Consider the following 21,133-nt stretch of genomic DNA (forward strand, 5'->3'; position numbering starts at 1 on the left):
TACGGTGGAATGACCGCCCGGAAGGAACCCCCTTGTCATGACGATCGATCCCGACGAGCACACCCACGGGCCCGAGGAGACCATCGCCGTGCGCGACAACGCCGCGGCGGGCCGCTTCGAGGCCGTGCGCAACGGGGACGTCGTCGGCATCATGATCTACGAGCGCTCCCGGGGCGGCATCGAGCTGGTGCACACGGTCACCGACCCCGCCCATCGCGGCGAAGGGGTGGCCTCCGTCCTGGTGCGCACCACCCTCGCCGAGGCCCGGGCGGCGAACCTCCAGGTCACCGTGATCTGCCCCTTCGTCGAGAGCTGGGTGCAGCGCCATCCCGAGCAGGCGGAGGGCGTCGTCCTCGACGAGCGGTGACCTGCCTGTCGGACGGCCCTTCTCGGTGCCGGGTGGTCCCAGGTAGCGTCAGGGCATGGACGCCCTCGACATCCTCCGCGATCTCACCTCCCGCCCCCGCCACGCCGCCGCGCAGCTGCGCGTGCAGCTCAACCCCGTCTCCCTCAACGCTCGCCCCGGCGGTCACGACAACTCCGTCGCCTGGCTGCTGTGGCACTCCGGCCGCGAGATCGACGCCCAGCTCGCCTCGCTCACCGGCGATGACCAGGTGTGGACCGCCCAGGGGTTCGCCGAGCGCTTCGACCTCGGCGCCGTCGGCGACACCGTCGGCTACGGCCACAGCCCCGAGGAGGCCCGCCGGGTCCTCGTCAGCGACGGCGATCTGCTGCTGGCCTACCTCGATGCGACTCTCGACGCGTTCGAGCTCTACCTGGAAGGGGTCACCGCCTCCGACCTCGACGACGTCATCGACGCGCAGTGGGACCCGCCGGTCACCCGCGGTGCCCGCCTGGTGAGCATCCTCGACGACGCCATCCAGCATCTCGCCCAGGCGGCCTACGTCCTGGGCATGCCGCTGCCGCGCGGGGACTGACCGCCGCGTCGGGTCAGACCAGCTCGCGCTCGATGCGGTCCAGATACGCGCGGCCGACGGGGGTGAGGGCGAAGTCCTGGCGTTTGGCGCCGGTGCGGGCGACGTCCACCTTCTCCAGGCCGAGCACCCCGGAATCGGCCAGTCGCCGCAGGGTGCGATAGAGACCGCGATCGGTGAGCGACCACCCGGTCGTCTCCGCGAAGCGGGGCGCGATGGCGGCCGCCGAGATCGGACCGTCGGTGCGGACGATCCGCAGCAGCGCGAGCGTGGTCGCCGACTTCTTGTAGACCTCGACCCAGGAGCGGGCCAGCTCCTCGGCCCACTCGGCGTCCTCGGGGGACGGGGCGTCCTGCATGCTCATGGGCGCGAGGCCTCGAAGCCGCGCTCCCGCAGGGCGGCCAGACCGTGGCAGATCAGGCCGATCCCCCAGAACCCGGCCATTCCGAGGCTGGCGCCGAACCAGCCGGCGTCCAGGGCGAGATGGTCGTCGCCCTGGATGGCCGGGGAGGCCGACGCGACCAGGATGTAGGCGTGCAGCAGGTAGCCGGTGTTGACCATCGCGTAGGTGAGGGCGTGGGCCACCAGGCGCCCGTACCGCACCCGGCCCAGCGCGCGGCCGAAGACGATCAGGTAGACCGCGTAGCCGATCGCGACCACGACCAGGGGGAGCGTGGTCAGCACGGTGATGTGGTTGCCTGCGAGCACGATGATCAGGTGGACGATCACGGTGGCCGCGAGGATCGACAGGGCGTAGGGGAACAGGCTGGCGTGGGCGCGGACGGTCCGGGAGGCGGCCCCGGGAGGCGGCGACGAGGACGGTCCTGACAGGGCCGATCCTGACTCGGGTGGGGTGGTCATGATGTCCCTCCTCGGCACCCGACGGCTGTGTACCAGAGGTGCAGTGACTAATGGAACTGTACCTCTGGTTCACTGCGCGGAGCAAGGGGGCGCGAGGCCGGGGTGCGGCCGCATGGAACGGGCGAGGTCACCTTCGGCCGCGAGGGACCTCAGTCGGGCCGCACGGCGCTGAGACAGAAGGGATGGCCGACGGGATCGAGCATCACCCGCCAGGCCGCGGGCCGGGGCTGGACGTCCGCTTCGCGCGCACCGATCCCGAGGGCGGCGGCGACGGTCGCCTCGAGGTCCTCGGCCGCCAGGTCCAGGTGCATCTGGGCCCGCTGCGGTCCGTGCGGCCACCGCGGCGGAGTGAACTCCTCGGCGCGCATCAGGGTGATCATCGGACCGGCGCCGCCCAGGCTGATCACGCTGCGGTCGGGAGACGCGAAGGCCTCCTCGAGGCCGAGCAGGGCGCAGTAGAAGGGGGCCAGGTCATCGGGGCGGGGGCAGTCGAGCGAGACGGAGGCGAGCGGGGCGATGGCGTGTGGGGCGGTGGCGTTCGGCATGGAGCCACGGTAGGAGTGCGGTGCGTCATTCCAGCGCGACGGTCTGTCGATCCGTCAGCCCGTCAGCCCGTCAGCCCGTCAGCCCGTCATTCCGTCAGCCCGGCCCGACGCCCCGGAACGTTCCTCCCCAGGGGTATCTCATCCACCGTCGACCGCCGATTGGACCCCGGCGCCCAGGCGATGTTCCTACACTGGCTCGGTGACATCTACGGAGGCCTTCGAAGCAGGACCGGACCGCAGCCTGGAGCGCACCCCGCCCCAGGACCTCCCGGCCGAACGCGGCGTGCTGGGCGGCATGATGCTGTCCAAGGACGCCATCGCCGATGTCGTGGAGACGTTGCAGGGCAATGACTTCTATCGCCCGGCGCACGAGATGATCTTCGAGGCGATCATCGATCTGTACGGACGAGGCGAGCCTGCTGACCTCGTCACCGTCTCCGACGAGCTCTCCAAGCGCGGCGAGCTCGCACGCGTCGGCGGCGGCGCCTATCTCGCGGACCTCATCGATATGGTCCCCACCGCGGCCAACGCCGGGTTCTACGCCGAGATCGTGGTCGAGCGCGCCCAGCTGCGGCGCCTGGTCGAGGCCGGCACCCGCATCGTGCAGCTCGGCTACGCGGCCGACGGCGGCGAGGTCGACGAGGTCATCAACGAGGCACAGGCCCAGGTGTACGCGGTCACCGAGCGCGGCGCATCGGAGGACTTCCTCCCGCTCGGCGAGGTGATCGACGAGACGCTCAACACGATCGAGGCCACCCAGAACCGGGGCGGCCAGGTCACCGGCATCCCCACCGGCTTCGCCGAGATGGATGACCTCACCCAGGGCCTGCACCCCGGCCAGATGATCATCTTCGCCGGCCGTCCCGCCATGGGCAAGACGACCCTCGGCATGGACGTGCTGCGCTCGGCCTCGATCCACAACGGCAAGGCCAGCGTCATCTTCTCCCTGGAGATGGACAAGACCGAGATCACGATGCGTCTGCTCAGCGCCGAGGCGCAGGTGCCCATGAACCGGATGCGCGACGGGTCGATGGACGACCGCGACTGGCAGGCGATGGCCCGTGCCATGAGTCGCATCGCCGACGCCCCGCTGTTCATGGACGACTCGGCGAACATGTCGCTGATGGAGATCCGCGCGAAGTGCCGGCGCCTGAAGCAGAAGCACGACCTCGGTCTCGTGGTCATCGACTACCTGCAGCTGATGAGCTCGGGCAAGAAGGTCGAGTCCCGCCAGCAGGAGGTCTCGGAGTTCTCCCGCGCCCTGAAGCTGCTGGCGAAGGAGATCGAGGTGCCGGTCATCGCGATCTCGCAGCTGAACCGTGGCAGCGAGCAGCGCACCGACAAGACCCCGATGATGAGCGACCTGCGTGAATCCGGCTCGATCGAGCAGGACGCGGACCTGATCCTGCTGATCCACCGCGAGGACTACTACGAGAAGGAGTCCGCTCGCGCCGGCGAGGCCGATCTCATCATCGCCAAGCACCGCAACGGCGCCACCAAGACCATCCCGGTGGCGTTCGAGGGGCACTACTCCCGGTTCAAGGACATGGCGCACGCCGGGGGCGGCTTCAGCGGCTGAGGCGAGCCCGCCCCGCTCGCGAGCCCGAGCCGTGAGCCGACCGGTCCAGCTCGGCTCCGGTCACGCTCTCCGCCGTCGCGGCGATCGTGGCCGGGGCGCCCTGGGCGATGATCCGCCCGCCCTTGTCGCCCGCCCCGGGGCCCAGGTCGATCACGTGGTCGCTGTGGGCGATCACCCGCTGATCGTGCTCGACCACGACCACCGTCTGCCCGGCGTCCACGAGTCGGTTCAGCTCTGTCACCAGCAGGTCCACGTCCGCAGGATGCAGTCCGGAGGTCGGCTCGTCCAGCAGGTACACGCTGTGGCCGCGCACCGTGCGCTGCAGCTCGGCGGCCAACTTGATCCGCTGCGCCTCACCGCCGGAGAGCTCTGTGGCGGGTTGACCGAGCGTCAGGTAGCCGAGCCCGATCGCGGCGAGGGCGTCCAGCGCTCGGGAGATGCGGGGGTCCTCGGCGAAGACGGCCCGGGCCTGGGCGACGGACAGCTCCAGCACCTCGGCGATCGTGAAGCCGTCCCAGCGCACCTCGAGCGTCTCGTCGTTGTAGCGCCTGCCGTGGCAGCGGGGGCAGATCGCGTACGAGCCGGGCAGGAACACCAGCTCCACCTCGATGTGGCCGGTGCCGCTGCACTCGGGGCAGCGCCCGGCGGCGACGTTGTAGGAGAAGCGCCCCACGCCCCAGCCGCGCCGACGCGCCTGCGGGGTGTCCGCGAACAGACGCCGCACCCGGTCGAAGAACCCCGTGTAGGTCGCCAGGCAGGAGCGCGGGGTGCGGCCGATGGGCTTCTGCGTGATGTGCACGAGCCGGTCGATGCCCTCGGCGCCGCGGACCTCCCCGTGGCGCACCTGCTCCGCCTCGTCGTCCGGGCCCGGGCCGGTGCCGGCGTCGAGGGCGTTCGCAGCGGGATCCCCGTCGGCCGACGGATCGGGCTCATCGGCCACCGTGGTCCGCACCCGCTGCCCCAGGATCGTGCCCAGGCAGTGCGTGACCAGCGTGGACTTCCCGGCCCCGGAGACGCCCGTGACCGCCGTGAACGCGCCGAGCGGGAGGCGCAGGTCGACATCTCGCAGGGTCCGTGCACGCAGGCCGTCGATCTCGAGCCATCCGTGCGCCGCCCGCGCTTCGTCGGCCCCCTGGAGAACGAGCGGTCCGGGGGACAGGTAGCGGGCTGTCACCGATTCGTCCGCCTCGCCGAGACCCTCGACGACGCCCGAGTACAGCACCTCGCCGCCCTCGGTGCCCGCCCCGGGGCCGACGTCGAGCACCCAGTCCGCGTCGGCGACCATCGACATGTCGTGCTCGACCAGCAGCACCGAGTTCCCCTCGGCGAGGAACGAATCCAGCAGGTGCCGCAGCACGCCCGTCTCGCTCGGGTGCAGCCCGGCCGAGGGCTCGTCGAGCACGTAGGCGACGCCGAACAGTCCCGAGCGCAGCTGCGCGGCGAGCCTTAGTCGCTGCAGCTCGCCGGTGGAGAGGGTGCGGGAGGGACGGTCCAGGGCGAGGTGGCCGAGCCCGAGGCCCACGATGGTGCGCAGCACCGGCAGCACGGTGGGCAGGAGGATCCGCTCCGCCTCCTCCTCGGGGGAGCCCTCGCCCTCGGGCAGCGCCGCGAGGCGCCCGCTCAGGCTGGTCAGGAGGTCATCCAGCGGCAGCTGCGTGAGCCGCCAGATCGGCAGGCCGACGTAGGTGACGCGCAGGGCGTCGGGCCCCAGTCGATGCCCCTCGCACAGCGGGCAGGTGGCGGTGGCGAAGTGCGCCAGGGCACGGCGCCGCGACACTTCCGCCTTGGAGCTGGACACGGTGTCGCGCAGGTACCTCTCGACGCTGCGCCACTGGCCGCGGTAGGTGCCATGGGTCTGGCCGGGCTCGCGCTCCGGATGGACGGTCACCACCGGCTGCTCCTCGGTGTGCAGGATCCAGTCGCGGGTCTCCTTCGGCAGTTCGCGCCAGGGGCGGTGGATGTCGATGCCGAGGGTGGCCAGGATGTCGCGGAAGTTCTTGCCGAGCCAGGCGCCCGGCCAGGCGGCGATCGCACCGCTCGCGATGGACAGCGACGGGTCCGGGACCATCGAGGATTCCGTCGGTTCCCGCAGCACGCCGACGCCGTGGCAGCGCGGGCACGCACCGTCCGGGGTGTTCGGCGAGAAGAAGTCCGAGGTCAGACGCCCGCTGTGGAGGGCGGAGCCGTGCTCCAGCACATCGGCGGGGTGGTCACCGGCTCGTGAGTACAGCAGGCGGATCGCGTTCGAGAGGTTCGTGGTGGTGCCCACGGTGGAGCGGGAGCCGCCACCGGTGGTGCGCTGCTCGAGGGCGACCGTGGGAGGCATGCCCGTCACCGAGTCGACCCGGGGGTCGACGGCGCTGCCGATCAGTCGGCGCGCGAACGGCGCGACCGATTCGAGGTAGCGGCGCTGGGACTCGCCGTGGATGGTTCCGAAGGCGAGCGAGGACTTCCCGGATCCGGAGACCCCGGTGAACGCGACCAGCCGGCCGCGCGGCAGATCCACGTCGACCTCCCGCAGATTGTGCAATCGGGCTCCACGCACATGCACGAAGCCGTCGTCGGTGCCGGTCAGGGCGACGTCGGAGGCGGAAGGTTCCATCCCGCCAACGTATCTCCCAGCGGCAGGGAGTGACGACCGGGCGGGGCCACCAGGCGAGGTCATGGGACGGGGCGGGCCATCGGGCGGGGCCACGCAGAGCTGCAGCCCTGTCACCCTCATCGTCAGGCGGCGAGCTCCACCACGTTCTGGCAGAGGGCGTCCACACAGTCCGCGAGCCGGAAACCTGCGCCACCGGTGGTGGAGGCGATCCGTTCGGGGTCCGCCGGGGCATCAGGGTGCCGGGCACCCGGGTGCTGTTCGCTCGCCTGCTCGGCGCGCGCCGGGCCCATCGGGTCGGTGGCCCCGTCCTCGCTGGTGTCGGGTCGCAGGGCGAGGTGCTCGAGCATGGCGGGCCAGCGCGCCTGGACGAGGTGCCCGTCGGCGTCGAGCACCTGGAAGCGTCGGTGATGCGGAGCCGCGGAGCCGGTATCGAGCGCCAGGTGCAGACCGCCCTCATGGACCATCACGTGGTGTCGGCGGCACAGCAGAGCGAGCCCTTCGATGTCGGTGGGGCCGCCTTCGGACCAGGGAACGATGTGGTGGGCGTCGAGGTGCCGGCTCTGGTGGCAGCCGGGGAAGGAGCAGACGGTGTCGCGCAGGCGCAGGGCACGGCGCTGGCCCCGGGTGGCCAGTCGTCGTGACCTGCCCAGATGGAGGATCTCGCCGCCGGCATCGGTGATCGTGACGGCCACCTTCCCGGTGCACGCGAGGCGTTCGGCGGTGCGGGCCTCCAGCGGGCCCATCCCGAGCACTCCGCAGCGCTGGGACGTTCCCGCGGGAACGTCCGGGGAGGTCGGGGCGGCCATCGACTGCGGAGGCGTTCCCGCGGGAACGTCTCGGGGGAGAGTTTCCGCGCTGACCTCGACGACCACCAGATGGCGATCCTCGCCGGAACGATCGTCGGGCTCAGCGTCGAGGAACGTGCGGGCGAGGGAGAGGAGAGCGTCGGCCCTGCGCTGCTCGAGGCTGGGCATGGTGGTGATCTCGGCGGCGCGGACGGTGGCGGGGTCCGTCTCGGCGGGCTCGGTGGCGTCGTCCTCGTGCGACGCGCCTCCGGTCGTATCTGTTTCGTCGGTCGCGGCCGCCCTGCCCCCATCGGCGGTCCCGTTCGGACGGTCCGGAGCGGTCTCGGGCTCGACGGCCGCGGGGGCGTTCCCGTCGCGGGTGAGAGCCAGATCCAGCGCCGTGACCAGCTCGGCGCCCATCTCCGCCGGCAGCACCGCGCGGATCTCGACCATCCCGTCGTCCCGGACCTGCCAGCGGGCCTGACGCACAGCGTCCTGGCCGAGCCGGCTGCCGTCGACCGCGCGGAAGGAGGAGATGGTGAGGGCGAGCTGCGACGCGGTCATGGACCGGGCGAAGTCGACGAGCACGGCCTCGTCGACGCGGTCGGCGACCCGGGTGATCTCGCGGACCTTCGAGTAGGACAGGCGCCCTGCGCGGAACTCGGCCACCGTCTGCGGCATCGATCGCAGCGCCCGCGCCACCCGGACGTGCTCCCGGGCGGCGCCGGGGGACATGGAGCATGCCCAGGAGAGCCAGTGCGCGGTCGATTTGAGGCCGACGAACCAGCCCACGCCGTCGCGCGCTTCGAAGTCGCTGATCATCAGCAGGAACTCACAGGTGGCGGCGGCGATGGCCGCGGCCTGCTGCTGGATGCTCTGCCCGAGGGACTCGGCCTCCGGGCGCGTGAGCGGGGCAGGCGGATCGGGCGGGCCCGGCGGGTCCGGCGGGTCGGGCTCGGCAGGTCCGGGGGTGTTCGCGGCGTTCGGGGTGATCGGGGTGAGAGTCATCGTCGTCTCCAACCGGCTGGTGATCGGGATTGTGGTCCCAGTGCACCAGGTGGGTCCGACAGACGACGGCCCGCACGGCACCAGGACGTCCGGGTCCGGTGGTGCCGCACGGGCCGTGCGCCGGGAAGCTCAGGCTCGATCCGTGGCCTGATCTCCCGTCGTCCGCCGGCTCACAGCGCGTCGATCAGGCCAGGGTGGCGTTCAGGGTGATGTCCACGCCCTTCAGCGCCTGGGAGACCGGGCAGTTCTGCTTCGCGTCCTCGGCGAGGCGCTGGAAGTCCGCCTCGTCGAGGTCCTCGACGACCGCCTTCACGGTCAGCTCGATGCCGGTGATGCCGCCTTCGCCGATGTTGAAGGAGACCTTCGCGGAGCTGTCGACCGAGGTCGGCGGCGTGCCGTTCTCCGCCAGGCCGTTCGAGAACGCCATCGCGTAGCAGGTGGCGTGGGCGGCGCCGAGGAGCTCTTCGGGCGAGGTCGTGCCCTTCTCGCCCTCCTCGGCGCGGGCCTTCCAGTTGACCGGGAAGGAGCCCAGCTGGGACGTCCCGAGAGTGGTGGTGCCGTTTCCGGAGGGCAGGTCTCCCTGCCAGGTCGTGCTCGCAGTGCTGATGACGGTGCGGGGCATATCTCCTCCTCGGATGGGGAGCCGACCACGACCGTGGCCGCGCTCCTGGCCACGGTAACGCGGTTCCGTCGGCGGCGGCAGGGACCTTCAGCGGGTCGTGACCAGACGGCCGGTGATGCTGATCAGGTCGCCGACCAGAGCCCGGGCCCGATCGGCGTGGGAGTCCGTCGGCGCGACGGAGCCCTGCTCGTCGACGTCCTCGAAGACCGAGAAGGCCAGCTGGGTGCGCACGTCGACCATGTGGAAGTTCGAGACGATGGCCCGCCAGTGCTCGACCGACCTGATCCCCTTCTCCGCGCCGTAGGAGACGAAGGCGACCGGCTTCTCGGCCCACTCCGAGCCGAGGGAGTCGAAGGCGTTCTTGAAGCCGCCGGGCACCCCGTGGTTGTACTCCGGGGTGATGAACACGAAGCCGTCGCAGGCGTCGATCGCCGCGCTCCAGCGCTGGACCCTCTCGTCGACGTACTGCTTGTTCGCCGCTCCCGGGACGGTCGCGGAGGTCAGCACGGGCAGGTCGAAGTCCTTCAGGTCGATGACCTCGATGCTGACCTCGTCCCCGGCCGCGGCCGCACTCTCCTGCGCGAGGGGGATGAACCACTGCGCGACGCCCTCGCCGAAGCGACCGTCGCGGACCGAACCGATGATGATGCCGAGCCTCATGAATTCTCCTTCGTGGTCGGGGCGCGCCGCAGGGCGCCGTCGTCCTGAGCATGGCACGACCGCCGTGCCCCTGGTGCGTCCGGATCGTCGCGACATGCCCGGGACACGCCGGGAACCGTCGAGAGCCCGGAGGGTCGAAAATCTCGCGAGCAGGCGCGGGACGACCTGCACGCCTCGCCCGAAAGTCCCGTCTGCCGGGTCGCGGGTGCCCGGAAGGACGGCGATGTCGACCGCACGAACGCGAGGTGTGGGCCCCATCACCACTGCTACGGTCGCCCCACGCCCCGGGTTTCCCCATCATGCCGGGGCCGAGCAGAACGAAGGAGTTGTGCCCTGTGACCACCCCCTCCCCGGGACCGGATGGTCCCGCGCCGGACCGGGTCGATCCCGATCAGGCCCAGCCCGATCAGGCCCAGCCCGATCAGATCCCGCCCGATCAGATCCCGTCCGACGAGATCAGTCCTGAAACGTTCCGCACCGTGCAGAGCTCGGAGGAGTTCACCCAGCTGCGCCGCAGCTTCCGCGGCTTCGCGATCCCGATGACCATCGCCTTCCTGGTCTGGTACCTGGCCTACGTGCTGCTGTCCACCTACGCCGAGGGCTTCATGTCCCTCCAGGTGATCGGCAACCTCAACCTCGGGATCATCCTGGGGCTCAGCCAGTTCCTCATGACCTTCCTGATCACCTGGCTGTACATCCGCCACGCGAACCGCTCGCTGGATCCGATCTCCACCCGGATCCGCGACGAGCTGGAAGGGGCGAACTGATGGAGTTCGGCAACCCGGTCCTGAACATCGCGATCTTCCTCGTCTTCGTCGTCGTCACCCTGATCGTCGTCATCCGCGTCTCGCGGACGACCACGAAGGCCAGCGACTTCTACCACGGCGGCCGCGCCTTCTCCGGCCGGCAGAACGGCATCGCCATCGCCGGCGACTACCTCTCTGCCGCCTCGTTCCTCGGCATCGTCGGCGCCGTCGCCCTCTACGGCTACGACGGACTGCTGTACTCCGTCGGCTTCCTGGTGGCGTGGCTGGTCGCGCTGCTGCTGGTCGCCGAACCGCTGCGCAACACCGGCAAGTACACGATGGCCGACGTCCTCAGCTTCCGGATGCGGCAGCGTCCCGTGCGCACCGCCGCCGCGACCTCGACCCTCGCCGTCACCTTCTTCTACCTGCTGGCCCAGATGGCCGGCGCCGGCGCCCTGGTGTCCCTGCTGATCGGCATCGAGGGTCGCGTGGGGCAGTCGATCGTGATCGCCGTGGTGGGCGTGGTGATGATCCTCTACGTGCTGATCGGCGGCATGAAGGGCACCACCTGGGTCCAGATCATCAAGGCCGTCCTGCTGATCACCGCCGTCGCCGTCACCACCGTGTGGATCCTCGCCCTGAACGGCTTCGACCTCTCCGCCGTGCTGGGCCGGGCCGTGGATTCCCATCCCGACGGCACCGCCATCCTCGAGCCGATGCTCAAGTACGGCGGCTCGGGGTCCTCCAAGCTGGGCTTCGTCTCCCTCGCGATCGCGCTGGTGTTCGGCGCCGCCGGGCTGCCGCACGTGCTGATGCGCTTCTACACCGTTCCCACGGCGAAGGAGGCCCGACGCTCGGTGGTCTGGGCGATCGCCCTGATCGGCTTCTTCTACCTGTGCACCCTGGTGCTCGGGTTCGGCGCCGCCTACATGGTCGGGGTCGACGTCATCGGGGGCCTGCCCGGCGGGTCGAACTCCGCCGCGCCGGCGCTCGCCTACGCGGTCGGCGGCACCGTGCTGATGGCCATCATCTCCGCGGTGGCGTTCGCGACGATCCTGGCCGTCGTGGCCGGGCTGACGATCACCGCCTCGGCGTCCTTCGCGCACGACATCTACAACGGCGTCATCAAGCACGGCGAGGCGGATCCGAAGACGGAGATCAAGGTCGCCCGGCGCACCGCGCTGGTGATCGGGGCGATCTCGATCGTCGGCGGCATCCTCGCCGCCGAGCAGAACGTCGCCTTCCTGGTCTCCCTCGCCTTCGCGATCGCCGCCAGCGCGAACCTGCCCTCGATCCTGTACTCCCTGTACTGGAAGCGGTTCAACACCCGCGGGTCCCTGTGGAGCATCTACGGCGGCCTGTTCAGCGCCCTGTTCCTGATCGCCTTCTCCCCGGTGGTCTCCGGGGCCGAGGACGCGATGATCCCGGGGCTGGACTTCGCCTGGTTCCCGCTGACGAACCCGGCGCTCATCTCGGTGCCGCTGGGCTTCTTCCTCGGCTGGCTGGGCTCGGTGACCTCCTCGGAGAGCAACGAGCTCAAGCAGGCCGAGATGGAGGTCCGCTCCATGACCGGGGCCGGCTCCGAGAAGGCGACCGTCGACCACTGAGCCCCGGCGCGGTGCGGCCCGGCGAGCCCCGATGCGGGGTGACCCGGGCGGTGCGGCCCGAGGCGGTGCGACAGGATCAGGCCAGACGCAGGCCCGACTCCGGTCGCACCGCCCGGTCGTGCAGGTCGATGATCTGTTGCTCGAGCGCGGTCGGCGCAGGGCCGGTGGCCCCGAGCAGGCGGCAGACGGCGACATCGGCGGAGGCGGCCCGGTAGTGCTCCACCCACTGGCGGTGGATGTCGTCGGCCGCGGTGCGGGAGCCGAGATCGCGGAAGGGCTCGACGTGGATCCGCCACGGCTTCGGGGTCAGCCGCGCCCGGAAGGTGTCGTGGACCCGGCACAGCAGCATGTACAGCTCATCGCTGCGCACCTCGCCCATCAGCTCGCGGGCGCGGTCGCTGCCCGGGGCGGCGCCGCTTCCCGTGATCAGCAGGCGGAAGCCGTTGCGGGTGCGGTAGGTGCGCACCCCGAGCTCGGGATGGCGCCGGATGAAGTCATCGATCTGGGCCACGGTGCGTCCGTGGTGCTCCCCGCGCGGGCCGGGACCCTGCAGGCCGAAGGAGTCCGGGTCGCGCTCGTCATCGGGGGCGGACTCCGAACCGCTTCCGAACAGGCGCGAGAGCAGGCCGACGCGTGCGCTCGGCGGGCGGTCGCGTCCCGTCTCCTCGACCAGGTCGACGTCGCTGACCAGCACCGCATCGGTGTTCAGTACGGCGGCCCCGTAGCGATTGCGGGTGATCGCGCCGATCAGCTCGCCCTCGGGGGAGCGGACCTCCTGCAGCAGCTCCTCCGGCAGGCGTCGATCAGGGTAGTACTCCTGGTCGTGGTGGCCGACGGGACGAGGGCCACCCGCGGCCACGAGTCGTTCCAGGCGCTCGCGGGCGTCGCGCTGGGCGTCCTCGGGCGAATCGTCCGAGGAGCCGTGGACGGTGAGGTCGAGCTCGCGGCCATCCGGGAGGGATCTGACCTCACGGACGGCGGCCCAATGACGCGGGATCGGTTCCATGCCCTGACGTTACTCTGGGGTCTGGGCGAAGACCACCGGTGCCGGACGGGAGCGACCGTGCCGCCGGGACCGACGTCCGTCCTCCGGTCATCCCTCCCGCGGTTCGGATCCGTGCTCCGGCTCCTCATCGGCGTCGACGGGAGCCGCCTCGCCGGCCTTCGCGGTGCTTCGGCGCATCCGCTGATACTTCCAGCGCTCCGTGATGCTGGCCTTCGACGACGCACGGTTGCGCGCGGAGAGCGGATCCTGTCCGAGCACGGGGTCGTCCCCGACCTGGTAGGTGTCGGTCCATACCTGGATCACCGACCAGGCCACGGCGGTCAGGGGCACGGCGAGGATGGCTCCGAAGAAGCCGCTCACGATCGTGCCGACGGCCAGGGCCAGCAGCACCACGAGGGAGTGGAGGCTCAGGGCGCGTCCCATGACGAGGGGCTGGAGCAGGTTGCTCTCGAGCTGATTGACCGCGACGACGACGGCGATCACGACGAGGGCGATGAGGGGCCCGCTCGTCACCAGCGCCACCAGGGCGGCCAGGGTGCCCGCGACGGAGGCGCCGACGATCGGGACGAAGGCGCCGACGAAGACGATCACCGCCAGGGGCAGCGCGAGCGGCACGCCGAGGATCGCCAGCGGCACTCCGATGAACACGGCGTCGACCGCCGCGACAGCGGCGGTGCCGCGCACGTACCCGCCGAGGAGCTGGACGGCCCGGTCACCGGACTCGGCCAGCTTGGCGCGGGTCGTGCCGTGGAACCACCGCAGCGTGAAGTTCCACAGCAGCGGGCCGTCCTTGAGGAAGAAGAACAGCACGACGATCATGAGGACGGCGCCGGTGACGAACCCGGTGGCGACGCCGAGTCCGCTCAACGCGCCGCCGAGGAACGTCCCGCTGGTCACGAAGCCGGTGACTTTCTGCAGCGCGGAGTCGACGGACGCGGTGTCGACGGGGATCGGTCCGGTCTTCAGGAAGCGCTGGAGCTCGTCCCAGCCGCCGACGGCCGAGGCGGACAACTCATCCCACTCGCTGCGGACGGCGAAGACGATCCCGGTGACCACCCCGCCCAGCAGGATCAGGGTGCTCAGGAACGCGGCGAGGGTGGCCAGCAGTCGGGACCAGCGCCGGCGGACCAGCCAGCCCACCAACGGGTAGACCGCGGAGGCGAGGATGAGCGCCACGAGCGTGGCCACCACCACGATCCCGACACGCATCAGGATCCACAGCAGACCGCCGACGACGGCGGCGACGAGCAGGAACTGGGCGCAGCGGATGCTGGCCCGGCCCAGGGAGTCGGCCCAGAGGCCCGGTGGGTCGGGGCGCGATGGAGTGGACATGGCCAGAGATTACGCTTCACGCATGTCGCCCGAGAGGCCTCGCCCCGATCACGCCGCCGTCATCTACAACCCGGTCACCGTCCCGCTGGACCGGGTGCGCAGCGCCGTCGAGGAGCACGAGCGCCTGCACGCCTGGGCCGCGACCGAGTGGTTCGCGACTGCTCGGGACGACTCGGGGCGCAGCGCGGCGGAGCGAGCGCTCGCGGGGAACCCGTCGGTCCTCCTCGTCGCGGGCGGGGACGGGACGACCCGCGCCGTCGCCGGTGTCGTTCTCGGGAGCGGGACACCGCTCGCCCTTCTGCCCTTCGGCACCGGCAACCTCCTGGCCCGCAACCTCGGTCTGCCCCTGGGGGACGTCACCGCGGCCGTCGAGGTGGCCTTCAGCGGGGGGACACGACCCGTCGACGTCGGGGTCGTCGAGTTCGAGGACGAGGAGGGGACGCGGAGCACGGAGATCTTCCTGGTCATGGCGGGCATCGGCCTGGACGCGGAGATGGCGCGGACCACGAGCTCCCGCTCGAAGCGCTTCCTCGGCTGGCTGGCGTACGTGCCGCCGATCGCCCGGTCGGTGCTCGCGAACCGGCCATTGGACCTGAGGTACCGGGTCGACGGCGGACCCCTCAGGACGGCGCGTGCCCACACCGTGATCATCGGGAACTGCGGCACGCTCACCGGAGGCATGCTCCTGCTGCCCGCCGCCGCTCTCGACGACGGCCTCCTCGACGTGGTCATGCTGCGGCCCGCCCGCCGGATCGGGTGGGCGCGGATCGGGACGCGCCTGACGGTCCAGGGGGTCGCCCACCGGTCCCGGTTAGGCCGGGGGATGATGCGTCTCGCGCCCGGCCTGCGCGCCCTGGCCTATGCCCAGGGGCGACGGTTCGAGGTCCGCTTCGCGATCCCCTACGGCGTGCAGCTCGACGGCGACAGCGTGGGCCTCGCGCGCACGGCCCGGATCAGCCTCCATCACCATGCCCTGCGGGTGTGCATCGATGCCGGGCGGGAGGAGGACGACGACCGGGAGGGGGACGATCCCGGTCAGGTGCCCCCGCCGGACCTCATCGCGCCGGACCTCATTGCGCCGGACCTCATTGCGCGGGACCTCACTGCAGGGACTCGAACTTCCGCGCCCAGGCGGAGCCGACGGGATTCGCGTCGGCCACCATGATCCCGAAGCGGTCCCCGGCGATCTCGGCGACCTCGGTCAGCGCCACCCGGCGCTCGTGCTCCACGGAGTGGTCCAGGCGGCGCACGCCGTCGGCGATGATCTTCGCGAAGGTGTCGGTGCGGCCCAGGTAGGCGACGAAAGGCATCGAGAACCTCTCGGCGTAGCGGGCCGAGAGGTCCCGCACCGCCTCGACGTCCTCGTCGGTGAGGTTCTCCAGGGCGAAGGAGCCCACGTCCTGGCTGATGGCGCCGGCCTGCTCCTCGTCGGCCGTCACCAGCGTGGCCATGTCCGGGTAGCTGGCCACCAGCGCATCCTGCTCGGAGCGGTCCGCGGACAGCACCGCGTCCTCGATCGCGGTGCGCAGGGCCGGGGCGTCCTCGAACGGCCGCGACTCCCAGGCGCGCTCGAGCGGCCAGGTGGCGCCGTTGAACAGGGAGCCGAAGGTGGTCACGAAGGTCTCGCGGTCCATCTCGCCCACCTCGGTGATGCCGATGCGCTCGCCGGCGGCGGTGGTGGTGACCATCGAGCCGCGCTGCGACCCCAGGTGGAAGAACACCAGGTTCAGCACGATCGCGCTGATCGCGCCGACGGTCACGCCGGAGGAGACGAACACCTGCGCCCACGCCGGGAACACCCCGGCGATGTCCGGCTTGAAGCTGACCAGCATCGCCAGGCCCAGCGAGGTGCCGACGACGACAGAGTTGCGGTTGTCGGTGAGGTCGACCTTCGACAGGGTCTGGATGCCCACCAGCGCCACCGAGGCGAACAGCGCCAGCGAGGCGCCGCCGAGCACGGGGGAGGGGATCGCGGCGACCACGGCCCCGGCCTTGGGCAGCACACCGAGCACGATCATGATCACGCCGGCCCCGGCCACCACCCAGCGGGACTTCACGCGGGTCAGGCGCACCAGGCCGATGTTCTGCGCGAAGCAGGTGTACGGGAAGGAGTTCAGCACGCCGCCCAGCAGGGTCGAGAGGCCGTCGGCCCGGATCGCCCGGGAGATGTTCGTCGGGCGGATCCGTTTGCCGACGATCTCCCCGGCGGCGAAGACGTCCCCGGTGGTCTCGACCATCGTGATCAGCATGACGATGATCATCGAGACGATCGCGGTGACGGAGAAGGTGGGCATGCCGAAGTAGAAGGGCGTGGTGACCCCGACGGCGGAGGCCTCGGTGACCCCGCTGAAGGAGGTGTCGCCCAGGATCAGCGCCACGGCCGTGCCGATCACCAGGCCCAGCAGCACGGCGATGGTGCCCAGGAATCCGCGGAAGAACCGCTGCACCAGCACGATGATCCCCAAGGTGCCCAGCGCGTAGAGGATGTCGCGGGTGGCCGGGACGCCCTCGGCGTAGCCCGTGATGTCCCCGGCGGAGACGCCCAGCAGCGTGATGCCCATGGTGGTCAGCACGGTGCCGATCACCACCGGCGGGAAGAAGTGCAGGATCCTCGCGAAGTACGGGGCGACCAGGAAGGTGAACAGGCCCGCGACGATGATCGAGCCGTAGATCATCGGCAGACCCTCGGCGCCGCCCTCGCCGCCGGTCGCGGCCAGACCGATCGCGATGATCGGGCTGACCGCCGTGGTGGTCACACCCTGGATGATCGGCAGGCGCACGCCCACCTTCCAGAAGCCCACCGACTGGATCAGCGTCGCGATGCCGCAGGTGAACAGGTCCGCGTTGATCAGGTGGATCGTCTGCTGGGCCGTCAGCCCGAGCCCCGAGGCGATCAGCAGCGGCACGATCACCGCCCCCGCGTAGAAGGCCAGCACGTGCTGGATCGACAGCACGGTGAGCCGGCCGGGAGGGGGCACCTGGTCCACAGGATGCGGACGGGGCGTCTCGAGAGCGGGGGAGGCGGTGGTCATGGGGATCCTTGGGAGCCGGGCGGATCACGCAGCGGGGTCTGCGCGGAGGAGGCCGCGCACCACAGTAGATGCCGCGCGGCCGACGGAGATGTCCAGGACCGCGGATCGGCCCCGGACCGTCCCCGAACGAGAGGCAGACCACCTCGATCATGGCCGGACCCGTGACACACGGGGCACGGGATGGCCCTTCCGTCAGGAGGGGTGTAGAAGGGACCGGTGAGCACCAGGTCGAGCCCGAGCACCCCGCCGCCCGCGAAGGGGTCCGCGCCCTCGCGCGCCGTCGCCGTCGGCGGCCTGCTCGGGATCCTCGCCGTCGGCCTCGTCGCGCTGAACCTGCGTCCCGGGGCCACCAGCGTCGGACCGCTGATGGAGGACATCGTCGGCGCGTACGGCCAGGGCGCGATCGCCTCCGGGCTGCTGACCGCGCTGCCGCCCCTGGCCTTCGGGATCCTCGGCTTCTTCGCCGTGCCGATCTCGCGCCGGGTGGGGCTGACCGGCACCGTCGTCGCCTCCTTCGTGCTGGTCGCCGTCGGACTGCTGCTGCGGCCCGCCGCCGGGGGCTTCGGGGCGTTCGTGGCCCTGTCGCTGCTGGTCCTGGTCGGACCCGCGCTCGGCAACGTCGTGGTGCCGGCCTGGATCAAGCAGCACGGCGGCTCCCGCACCGTCGGCTGGATGACCCTGTACAGCGTGGTGCTGGCGGTCGGCGGCTCCGCCGGGGCGGCGCTGGCCGTGCCGCTGGCCGGGTCCGCGACCGACGGCTGGCGCGACTCGCTGCAGTTCTGGGGGCTGCTCGCCGTGCTGCCCGTCGTCGTCTGGGCCGTCGTGCTCACCCGCACCGGGCACGACTTCCCGCCCGCCCCGCCCAGCGGCGACCTGCCCGGCTCCCTGCTGCGCTCGCGCACGGCGATCGCGCTGACGATCATGTTCGGCCTGCAGTCCACGAACGCGTACACCCAGTTCGGGATGCTCCCGCAGATCCTCACCTCCTCCGGCCTGACGCCCTCGCGTGCGGGGATCACCGTGGCCGTGGTCTCGGGCTGGGGCATCGTCGGCGGACTGGTCATGCCCACCGTCATCGCGCGGTTCCGTCATCTGCCCTGGCTGGTGGGCGGCTTCGGGCTGCTCACCACCGCCGGCTACCTCGGCTTCTGGCTGGCTCCAGGGGTGAGCCCGCTGCTGTGGGCGTGCGTCCTGGGGATCGGCGGCTTCGCCTTCCCCACCGCGATCGCCCTGATCCCCGCCCGCAGCCGGTCGCCGCGGGTCACCGCCCGGTTGTCCGGCATGGCCCAGCCGTTCGGCTACGTGCTGGCCGCGATCGGACCGCTCGCCGCCGGTGCGCTGCTGGATACGACCGGATCGATCCCGGCGGTGCTCGGATTCATGGCGCTGACCGGGCTGGCCCTGGCCGTCTTCGGCTACCGCGCGGCGCTGCCGCGGACGGTCGATGACGAGCTCACCGCCTGAGGTGCTGCGGAACAGCGCCATGGCCTGCACAGCGAATCGTGCGAAGATGCTCTCATGAGCATCGTCCGCACGCTGCGCATCCTGGCATCCCAGCGCCCCTCCGCCCCGTCGCGCTCCGTCGCGGCCCCGACCCGCGTGACCCGAGCCCGACCCGGTCGCGTGCCCGTGACCTGGATCGACCAGGACCTGGCGGCGACCGGCACGATCGTGCACCTGCACGGCGGCGCGTACGTGTCCGGGGAGCAGAAGGCCCACTGGTCCTGGCTCGAGGAGGTGGGCCGACGCGCCGGCGCCGCCACCGCGATGATCCACTACCGGCTGGCCCCGAAGCATCCCTTCCCCACCGCGGTCGAGGACGTGCTGGCCGCCCTGGACGGCATGGGCGAGGCGTCCCTGCTGCGCCCCGGTCGCTGGGTGCTCTCCGGCGACAGCGCCGGCGGCGGCCTCGCGCTCGCCGTCGCCCAGTCCCTGGCGCAGGGCCACGCCGACAGCCCCGCGCTGCTGATGCTCGAATCACCCTGGACGGACCTGCCCGCCCGCCGCGACGGCGAGGACGAGCTGCGCCGTGCCGCCGCCCGCCTCTACGCCGGGGGCGTGCCCTCGCAGGACCCGCGCCTCAGCCCGATCCACGGCGACCTGGCCACCCTGCCGCCCGTGCACCTGGTCGCCGGCGTAGAGGACGAGCTCCTGTCGGATTCCCGCCGCCTGCACGCGGGCCTGCTCGAGGCCGGCACCGACGTGGAGTACGTCGAGATCCCCGGCCAGGGCCACACCGTCGCGGTCACCGGCGAGGGCCCGGATGCCCAGGCCGCCCGCCGCACCCAGATCGAGGCCGCCCGGCGCGTCCTCACCCTCCGCGCGAACGCCTGATCCCGCGCCGGACCTCCACGCTCTGCCCCATCCCACCACCATCCCGAGGAGGACGCCGTGCTGCTCGAACGTCTCTACGACACGGACCTGGCCCAGGCCAGCTACCTGATCGCCTCGACCGACGCCCAGCGCGCCGTCGTCGTCGACCCCCGCCGTGATGTGCAGGTCTACCTCGACCTCGCCGCGAAGCACGGCCTGGAGATCACCGACGTGACCGAGACGCACATCCACGCCGACTACCTCTCCGGCACCCGGGAGCTGGCCGCGGCCACCGGCGCCACCATCCACGTCTCCGGCCACGGCGGCGCCGACTGGTCCTACGGCTACGACGCCCACCTGCTGCATGACGGCGACGAGATCGTCGTCGGCGAGGTGCGCCTGCGCGCCCTGTTCACCCCCGGGCACACTCCGGAGCACCTGAGCTACCTGGTCACGGACGGCGGCGTGGCCGACGAGCCGGGCTTCCTGCTCTCGGGCGATTTCATCTTCGCCGGGGACCTGGGCCGCCCCGACCTGCTCGACGAGGTCGCCGGCGGGGAGGACACCCGCGAGGACTCCGCCCGCACCATGTTCGCCTCCCTGCGCGACCGCTTCGTGACCCTGCCGGACCATGTGCTGGTCTTCCCCGGCCACGGCGCGGGCTCGGCCTGCGGGAAGTCGCTCGGCGCCGTCCCCTCCACCACCGTCGGCTACGAGAAGCGCTTCGCCTGGTGGGCACCGCTGGTGGCGGCCGGCGACGAGGACGCCTTCGTGGACCGTCTGCTGCACGGTCAGCCCGAGGCGCACGCCTACTTCGCGCGGATGAAGCGCCAGAACCGCGACGGGCCCGCCCTGCGCGGCCCGGTCCAGCCGCTGGCCGAGCTCGCCCCCGACGACGCCGCGAGCCGGCTGACCGACGGGCGGGCCGTGCTGCTGGACACCCGCAGCCTCGACGAGGTCCACCGCGGGGCCGTGGTCGGCGCGCTGACCGTGCCCGCCGCCACCAGCCGCTCCACCTACGCCGCCTGGAGCTACGACCCCGAGCACGAGAGGACCCCGCTGATCCTGCTGGCCCGCGACGCGGAGCAGGCCGAGGAACTGCGCGACAACCTGCTGCGGGTCGGGATCGACACCGTCGCCGGCTACATCACCTCGGTGGCGGATCTGCCCTCCTTCGTGCCCGAGACCGTCGCCCCCGCCGACCTCTCCGCGCACCAGCACGACCTGCTGCTGGACGTGCGCGGCCGCGACGAGCACGCCGACGGCGCCGTGCCGGGATCAGCGCAGCTGCACGGCGGGCGCGCCCTGTGGGAGCTCGAGACGCTCCCCACCGGCGGCCGGATCGTCGTGTACTGCCAGTCGGGTCTGCGCGCCGGGGTGGTCTCGGCCGCGCTGCGCCGTGCCGGGTACGACATCACCGAGCTCCAGGGCAGCTACGCCGGCTGGTCGCAGTGGGCGCAGGCCGGCCGGTGACCGGGGAGATCACCGCGCCATGACCCC

Annotated in this window: 19 protein-coding genes; 9 read left to right on the top strand and 10 right to left on the bottom strand. The window is 71.6% G+C overall.

The window, feature by feature from the left end; translation table 11 throughout:
• Positions 1–37 precede the first annotated feature (37 nt).
• Together JOF44_RS14270 and JOF44_RS14275 are read left to right on the top strand one after the other, a co-directional pair.
• Positions 38–367 carry a GNAT family N-acetyltransferase gene (locus tag JOF44_RS14270; RefSeq protein WP_209892723.1) on the top strand — a complete coding sequence of 110 codons (330 nt, stop codon included), beginning with the start codon at positions 38–40 and terminating at the stop codon, positions 365–367.
• Between the two features lie 55 nt (positions 368–422).
• Positions 423–938: a mycothiol transferase gene (locus tag JOF44_RS14275; protein WP_209892726.1), complete on the top strand. Its 516-nt coding sequence runs from the start codon at positions 423–425 to the stop codon at positions 936–938.
• Between the two features lie 13 nt (positions 939–951).
• Here the strand turns inward: JOF44_RS14275 and JOF44_RS14280 are convergent, their stop codons facing one another.
• The 3 genes from JOF44_RS14280 to JOF44_RS14290 form a co-directional block, all read right to left on the bottom strand.
• Positions 952–1,299, bottom strand: coding sequence for a PadR family transcriptional regulator (locus tag JOF44_RS14280; protein WP_209892728.1), 348 nt, complete (start codon positions 1,297–1,299; stop codon positions 952–954).
• Entirely contained in the window at positions 1,296–1,796 is a 501-nt protein-coding gene (locus JOF44_RS14285) for a hypothetical protein (protein ID WP_209892731.1), read from the bottom strand. The genes JOF44_RS14280 and JOF44_RS14285 overlap by 4 nt, the downstream gene beginning before the upstream one ends.
• Positions 1,797–1,945: 149 nt before the next feature.
• Entirely contained in the window at positions 1,946–2,341 is a 396-nt protein-coding gene (locus JOF44_RS14290) for a VOC family protein (protein ID WP_245348957.1), read from the bottom strand.
• A gap of 199 nt (positions 2,342–2,540) precedes the next feature.
• On the opposite strand from JOF44_RS14290, the gene dnaB reads away from it, so the two are divergent.
• A complete protein-coding gene (gene dnaB / locus JOF44_RS14295) occupies positions 2,541–3,920 on the top strand; it encodes a replicative DNA helicase (RefSeq protein ID WP_209892735.1) in 1,380 nt (459 codons plus the stop codon).
• Here dnaB and JOF44_RS14300 read toward each other — a convergent pair.
• The 4 genes from JOF44_RS14300 to JOF44_RS14315 all read right to left on the bottom strand — a co-directional run bounded on the left by JOF44_RS14300 (position 3,910) and on the right by JOF44_RS14315 (position 9,597).
• Entirely contained in the window at positions 3,910–6,522 is a 2,613-nt protein-coding gene (locus JOF44_RS14300) for an excinuclease ABC subunit UvrA (protein WP_209892738.1), read from the bottom strand. The genes dnaB and JOF44_RS14300 overlap by 11 nt on opposite strands.
• 122 nt (positions 6,523–6,644) lie before the next feature.
• On the bottom strand, positions 6,645–8,315 hold the full coding sequence (locus JOF44_RS14305) for an HNH endonuclease signature motif containing protein (RefSeq protein WP_209892740.1): 1,671 nt from the start codon (positions 8,313–8,315) through the stop codon (positions 6,645–6,647).
• 184 nt (positions 8,316–8,499) lie between these two features.
• On the bottom strand, positions 8,500–8,937 hold the full coding sequence (locus JOF44_RS14310; RefSeq protein ID WP_209892743.1) for an OsmC family peroxiredoxin: 438 nt from the start codon (positions 8,935–8,937) through the stop codon (positions 8,500–8,502).
• Positions 8,938–9,024: 87 nt separating this feature from the next.
• A complete protein-coding gene (locus JOF44_RS14315; RefSeq protein WP_209892746.1) occupies positions 9,025–9,597 on the bottom strand; it encodes an NADPH-dependent FMN reductase in 573 nt (190 codons plus the stop codon).
• Between the two features lie 335 nt (positions 9,598–9,932).
• Here JOF44_RS14315 and JOF44_RS14320 point away from each other — a divergent pair, with 335 nt between their 5' ends.
• Both JOF44_RS14320 and JOF44_RS14325 read left to right on the top strand, forming a co-directional pair.
• A complete protein-coding gene (locus JOF44_RS14320) occupies positions 9,933–10,364 on the top strand; it encodes a DUF485 domain-containing protein (protein ID WP_342591794.1) in 432 nt (143 codons plus the stop codon).
• Entirely contained in the window at positions 10,364–11,950 is a 1,587-nt protein-coding gene (locus tag JOF44_RS14325; RefSeq protein ID WP_209892752.1) for a solute symporter family protein, read from the top strand. Before JOF44_RS14320 ends, JOF44_RS14325 begins: the two co-directional genes overlap by 1 nt.
• A 76-nt stretch (positions 11,951–12,026) precedes the next feature.
• Here the strand turns inward: JOF44_RS14325 and JOF44_RS14330 are convergent, their stop codons facing one another.
• Entirely contained in the window at positions 12,027–12,956 is a 930-nt protein-coding gene (locus tag JOF44_RS14330; protein WP_209892754.1) for a hypothetical protein, read from the bottom strand.
• An 87-nt stretch (positions 12,957–13,043) separates the two neighbouring features.
• Positions 13,044–14,288 carry an AI-2E family transporter gene (locus JOF44_RS14335; RefSeq protein ID WP_209892757.1) on the bottom strand — a complete coding sequence of 415 codons (1,245 nt, stop codon included), beginning with the start codon at positions 14,286–14,288 and terminating at the stop codon, positions 13,044–13,046.
• A 22-nt stretch (positions 14,289–14,310) separates the two neighbouring features.
• On the opposite strand from JOF44_RS14335, the gene JOF44_RS14340 reads away from it, so the two are divergent.
• On the top strand, positions 14,311–15,453 hold the full coding sequence (locus JOF44_RS14340; protein WP_209892759.1) for a diacylglycerol/lipid kinase family protein: 1,143 nt from the start codon (positions 14,311–14,313) through the stop codon (positions 15,451–15,453).
• Here JOF44_RS14340 and JOF44_RS14345 read toward each other — a convergent pair.
• Positions 15,389–17,320 (bottom strand): solute carrier family 23 protein, encoded by a 1,932-nt coding sequence (locus JOF44_RS14345; protein WP_209892762.1) that lies wholly within the window; start codon positions 17,318–17,320, stop codon positions 15,389–15,391. The genes JOF44_RS14340 and JOF44_RS14345 overlap by 65 nt on opposite strands.
• A 216-nt stretch (positions 17,321–17,536) precedes the next feature.
• On the opposite strand from JOF44_RS14345, the gene JOF44_RS14350 reads away from it, so the two are divergent.
• From JOF44_RS14350 to JOF44_RS14360, 3 genes are read left to right on the top strand one after another with little or no spacing between them, the layout of a single operon-like run.
• Complete coding sequence (locus JOF44_RS14350) at positions 17,537–18,784, top strand: MFS transporter (RefSeq protein WP_209892765.1); 1,248 nt, start codon at positions 17,537–17,539, stop codon at positions 18,782–18,784.
• Positions 18,785–18,838: 54 nt separating this feature from the next.
• A complete protein-coding gene (locus JOF44_RS14355) occupies positions 18,839–19,654 on the top strand; it encodes an alpha/beta hydrolase (protein WP_209892768.1) in 816 nt (271 codons plus the stop codon).
• 57 nt (positions 19,655–19,711) lie between these two features.
• The gene (locus tag JOF44_RS14360; RefSeq protein WP_209892771.1) at positions 19,712–21,106 is read left to right on the top strand and encodes an MBL fold metallo-hydrolase; all 1,395 of its coding nucleotides are present in this window, start codon (positions 19,712–19,714) and stop codon (positions 21,104–21,106) included.
• Positions 21,107–21,133: the final 27 nt, after the last annotated feature.

It is taken from the genome of Brachybacterium fresconis (assembly GCF_017876515.1).
GTDB classification, from domain to species: Bacteria; Actinomycetota; Actinomycetes; order Actinomycetales; family Dermabacteraceae; genus Brachybacterium; species Brachybacterium fresconis.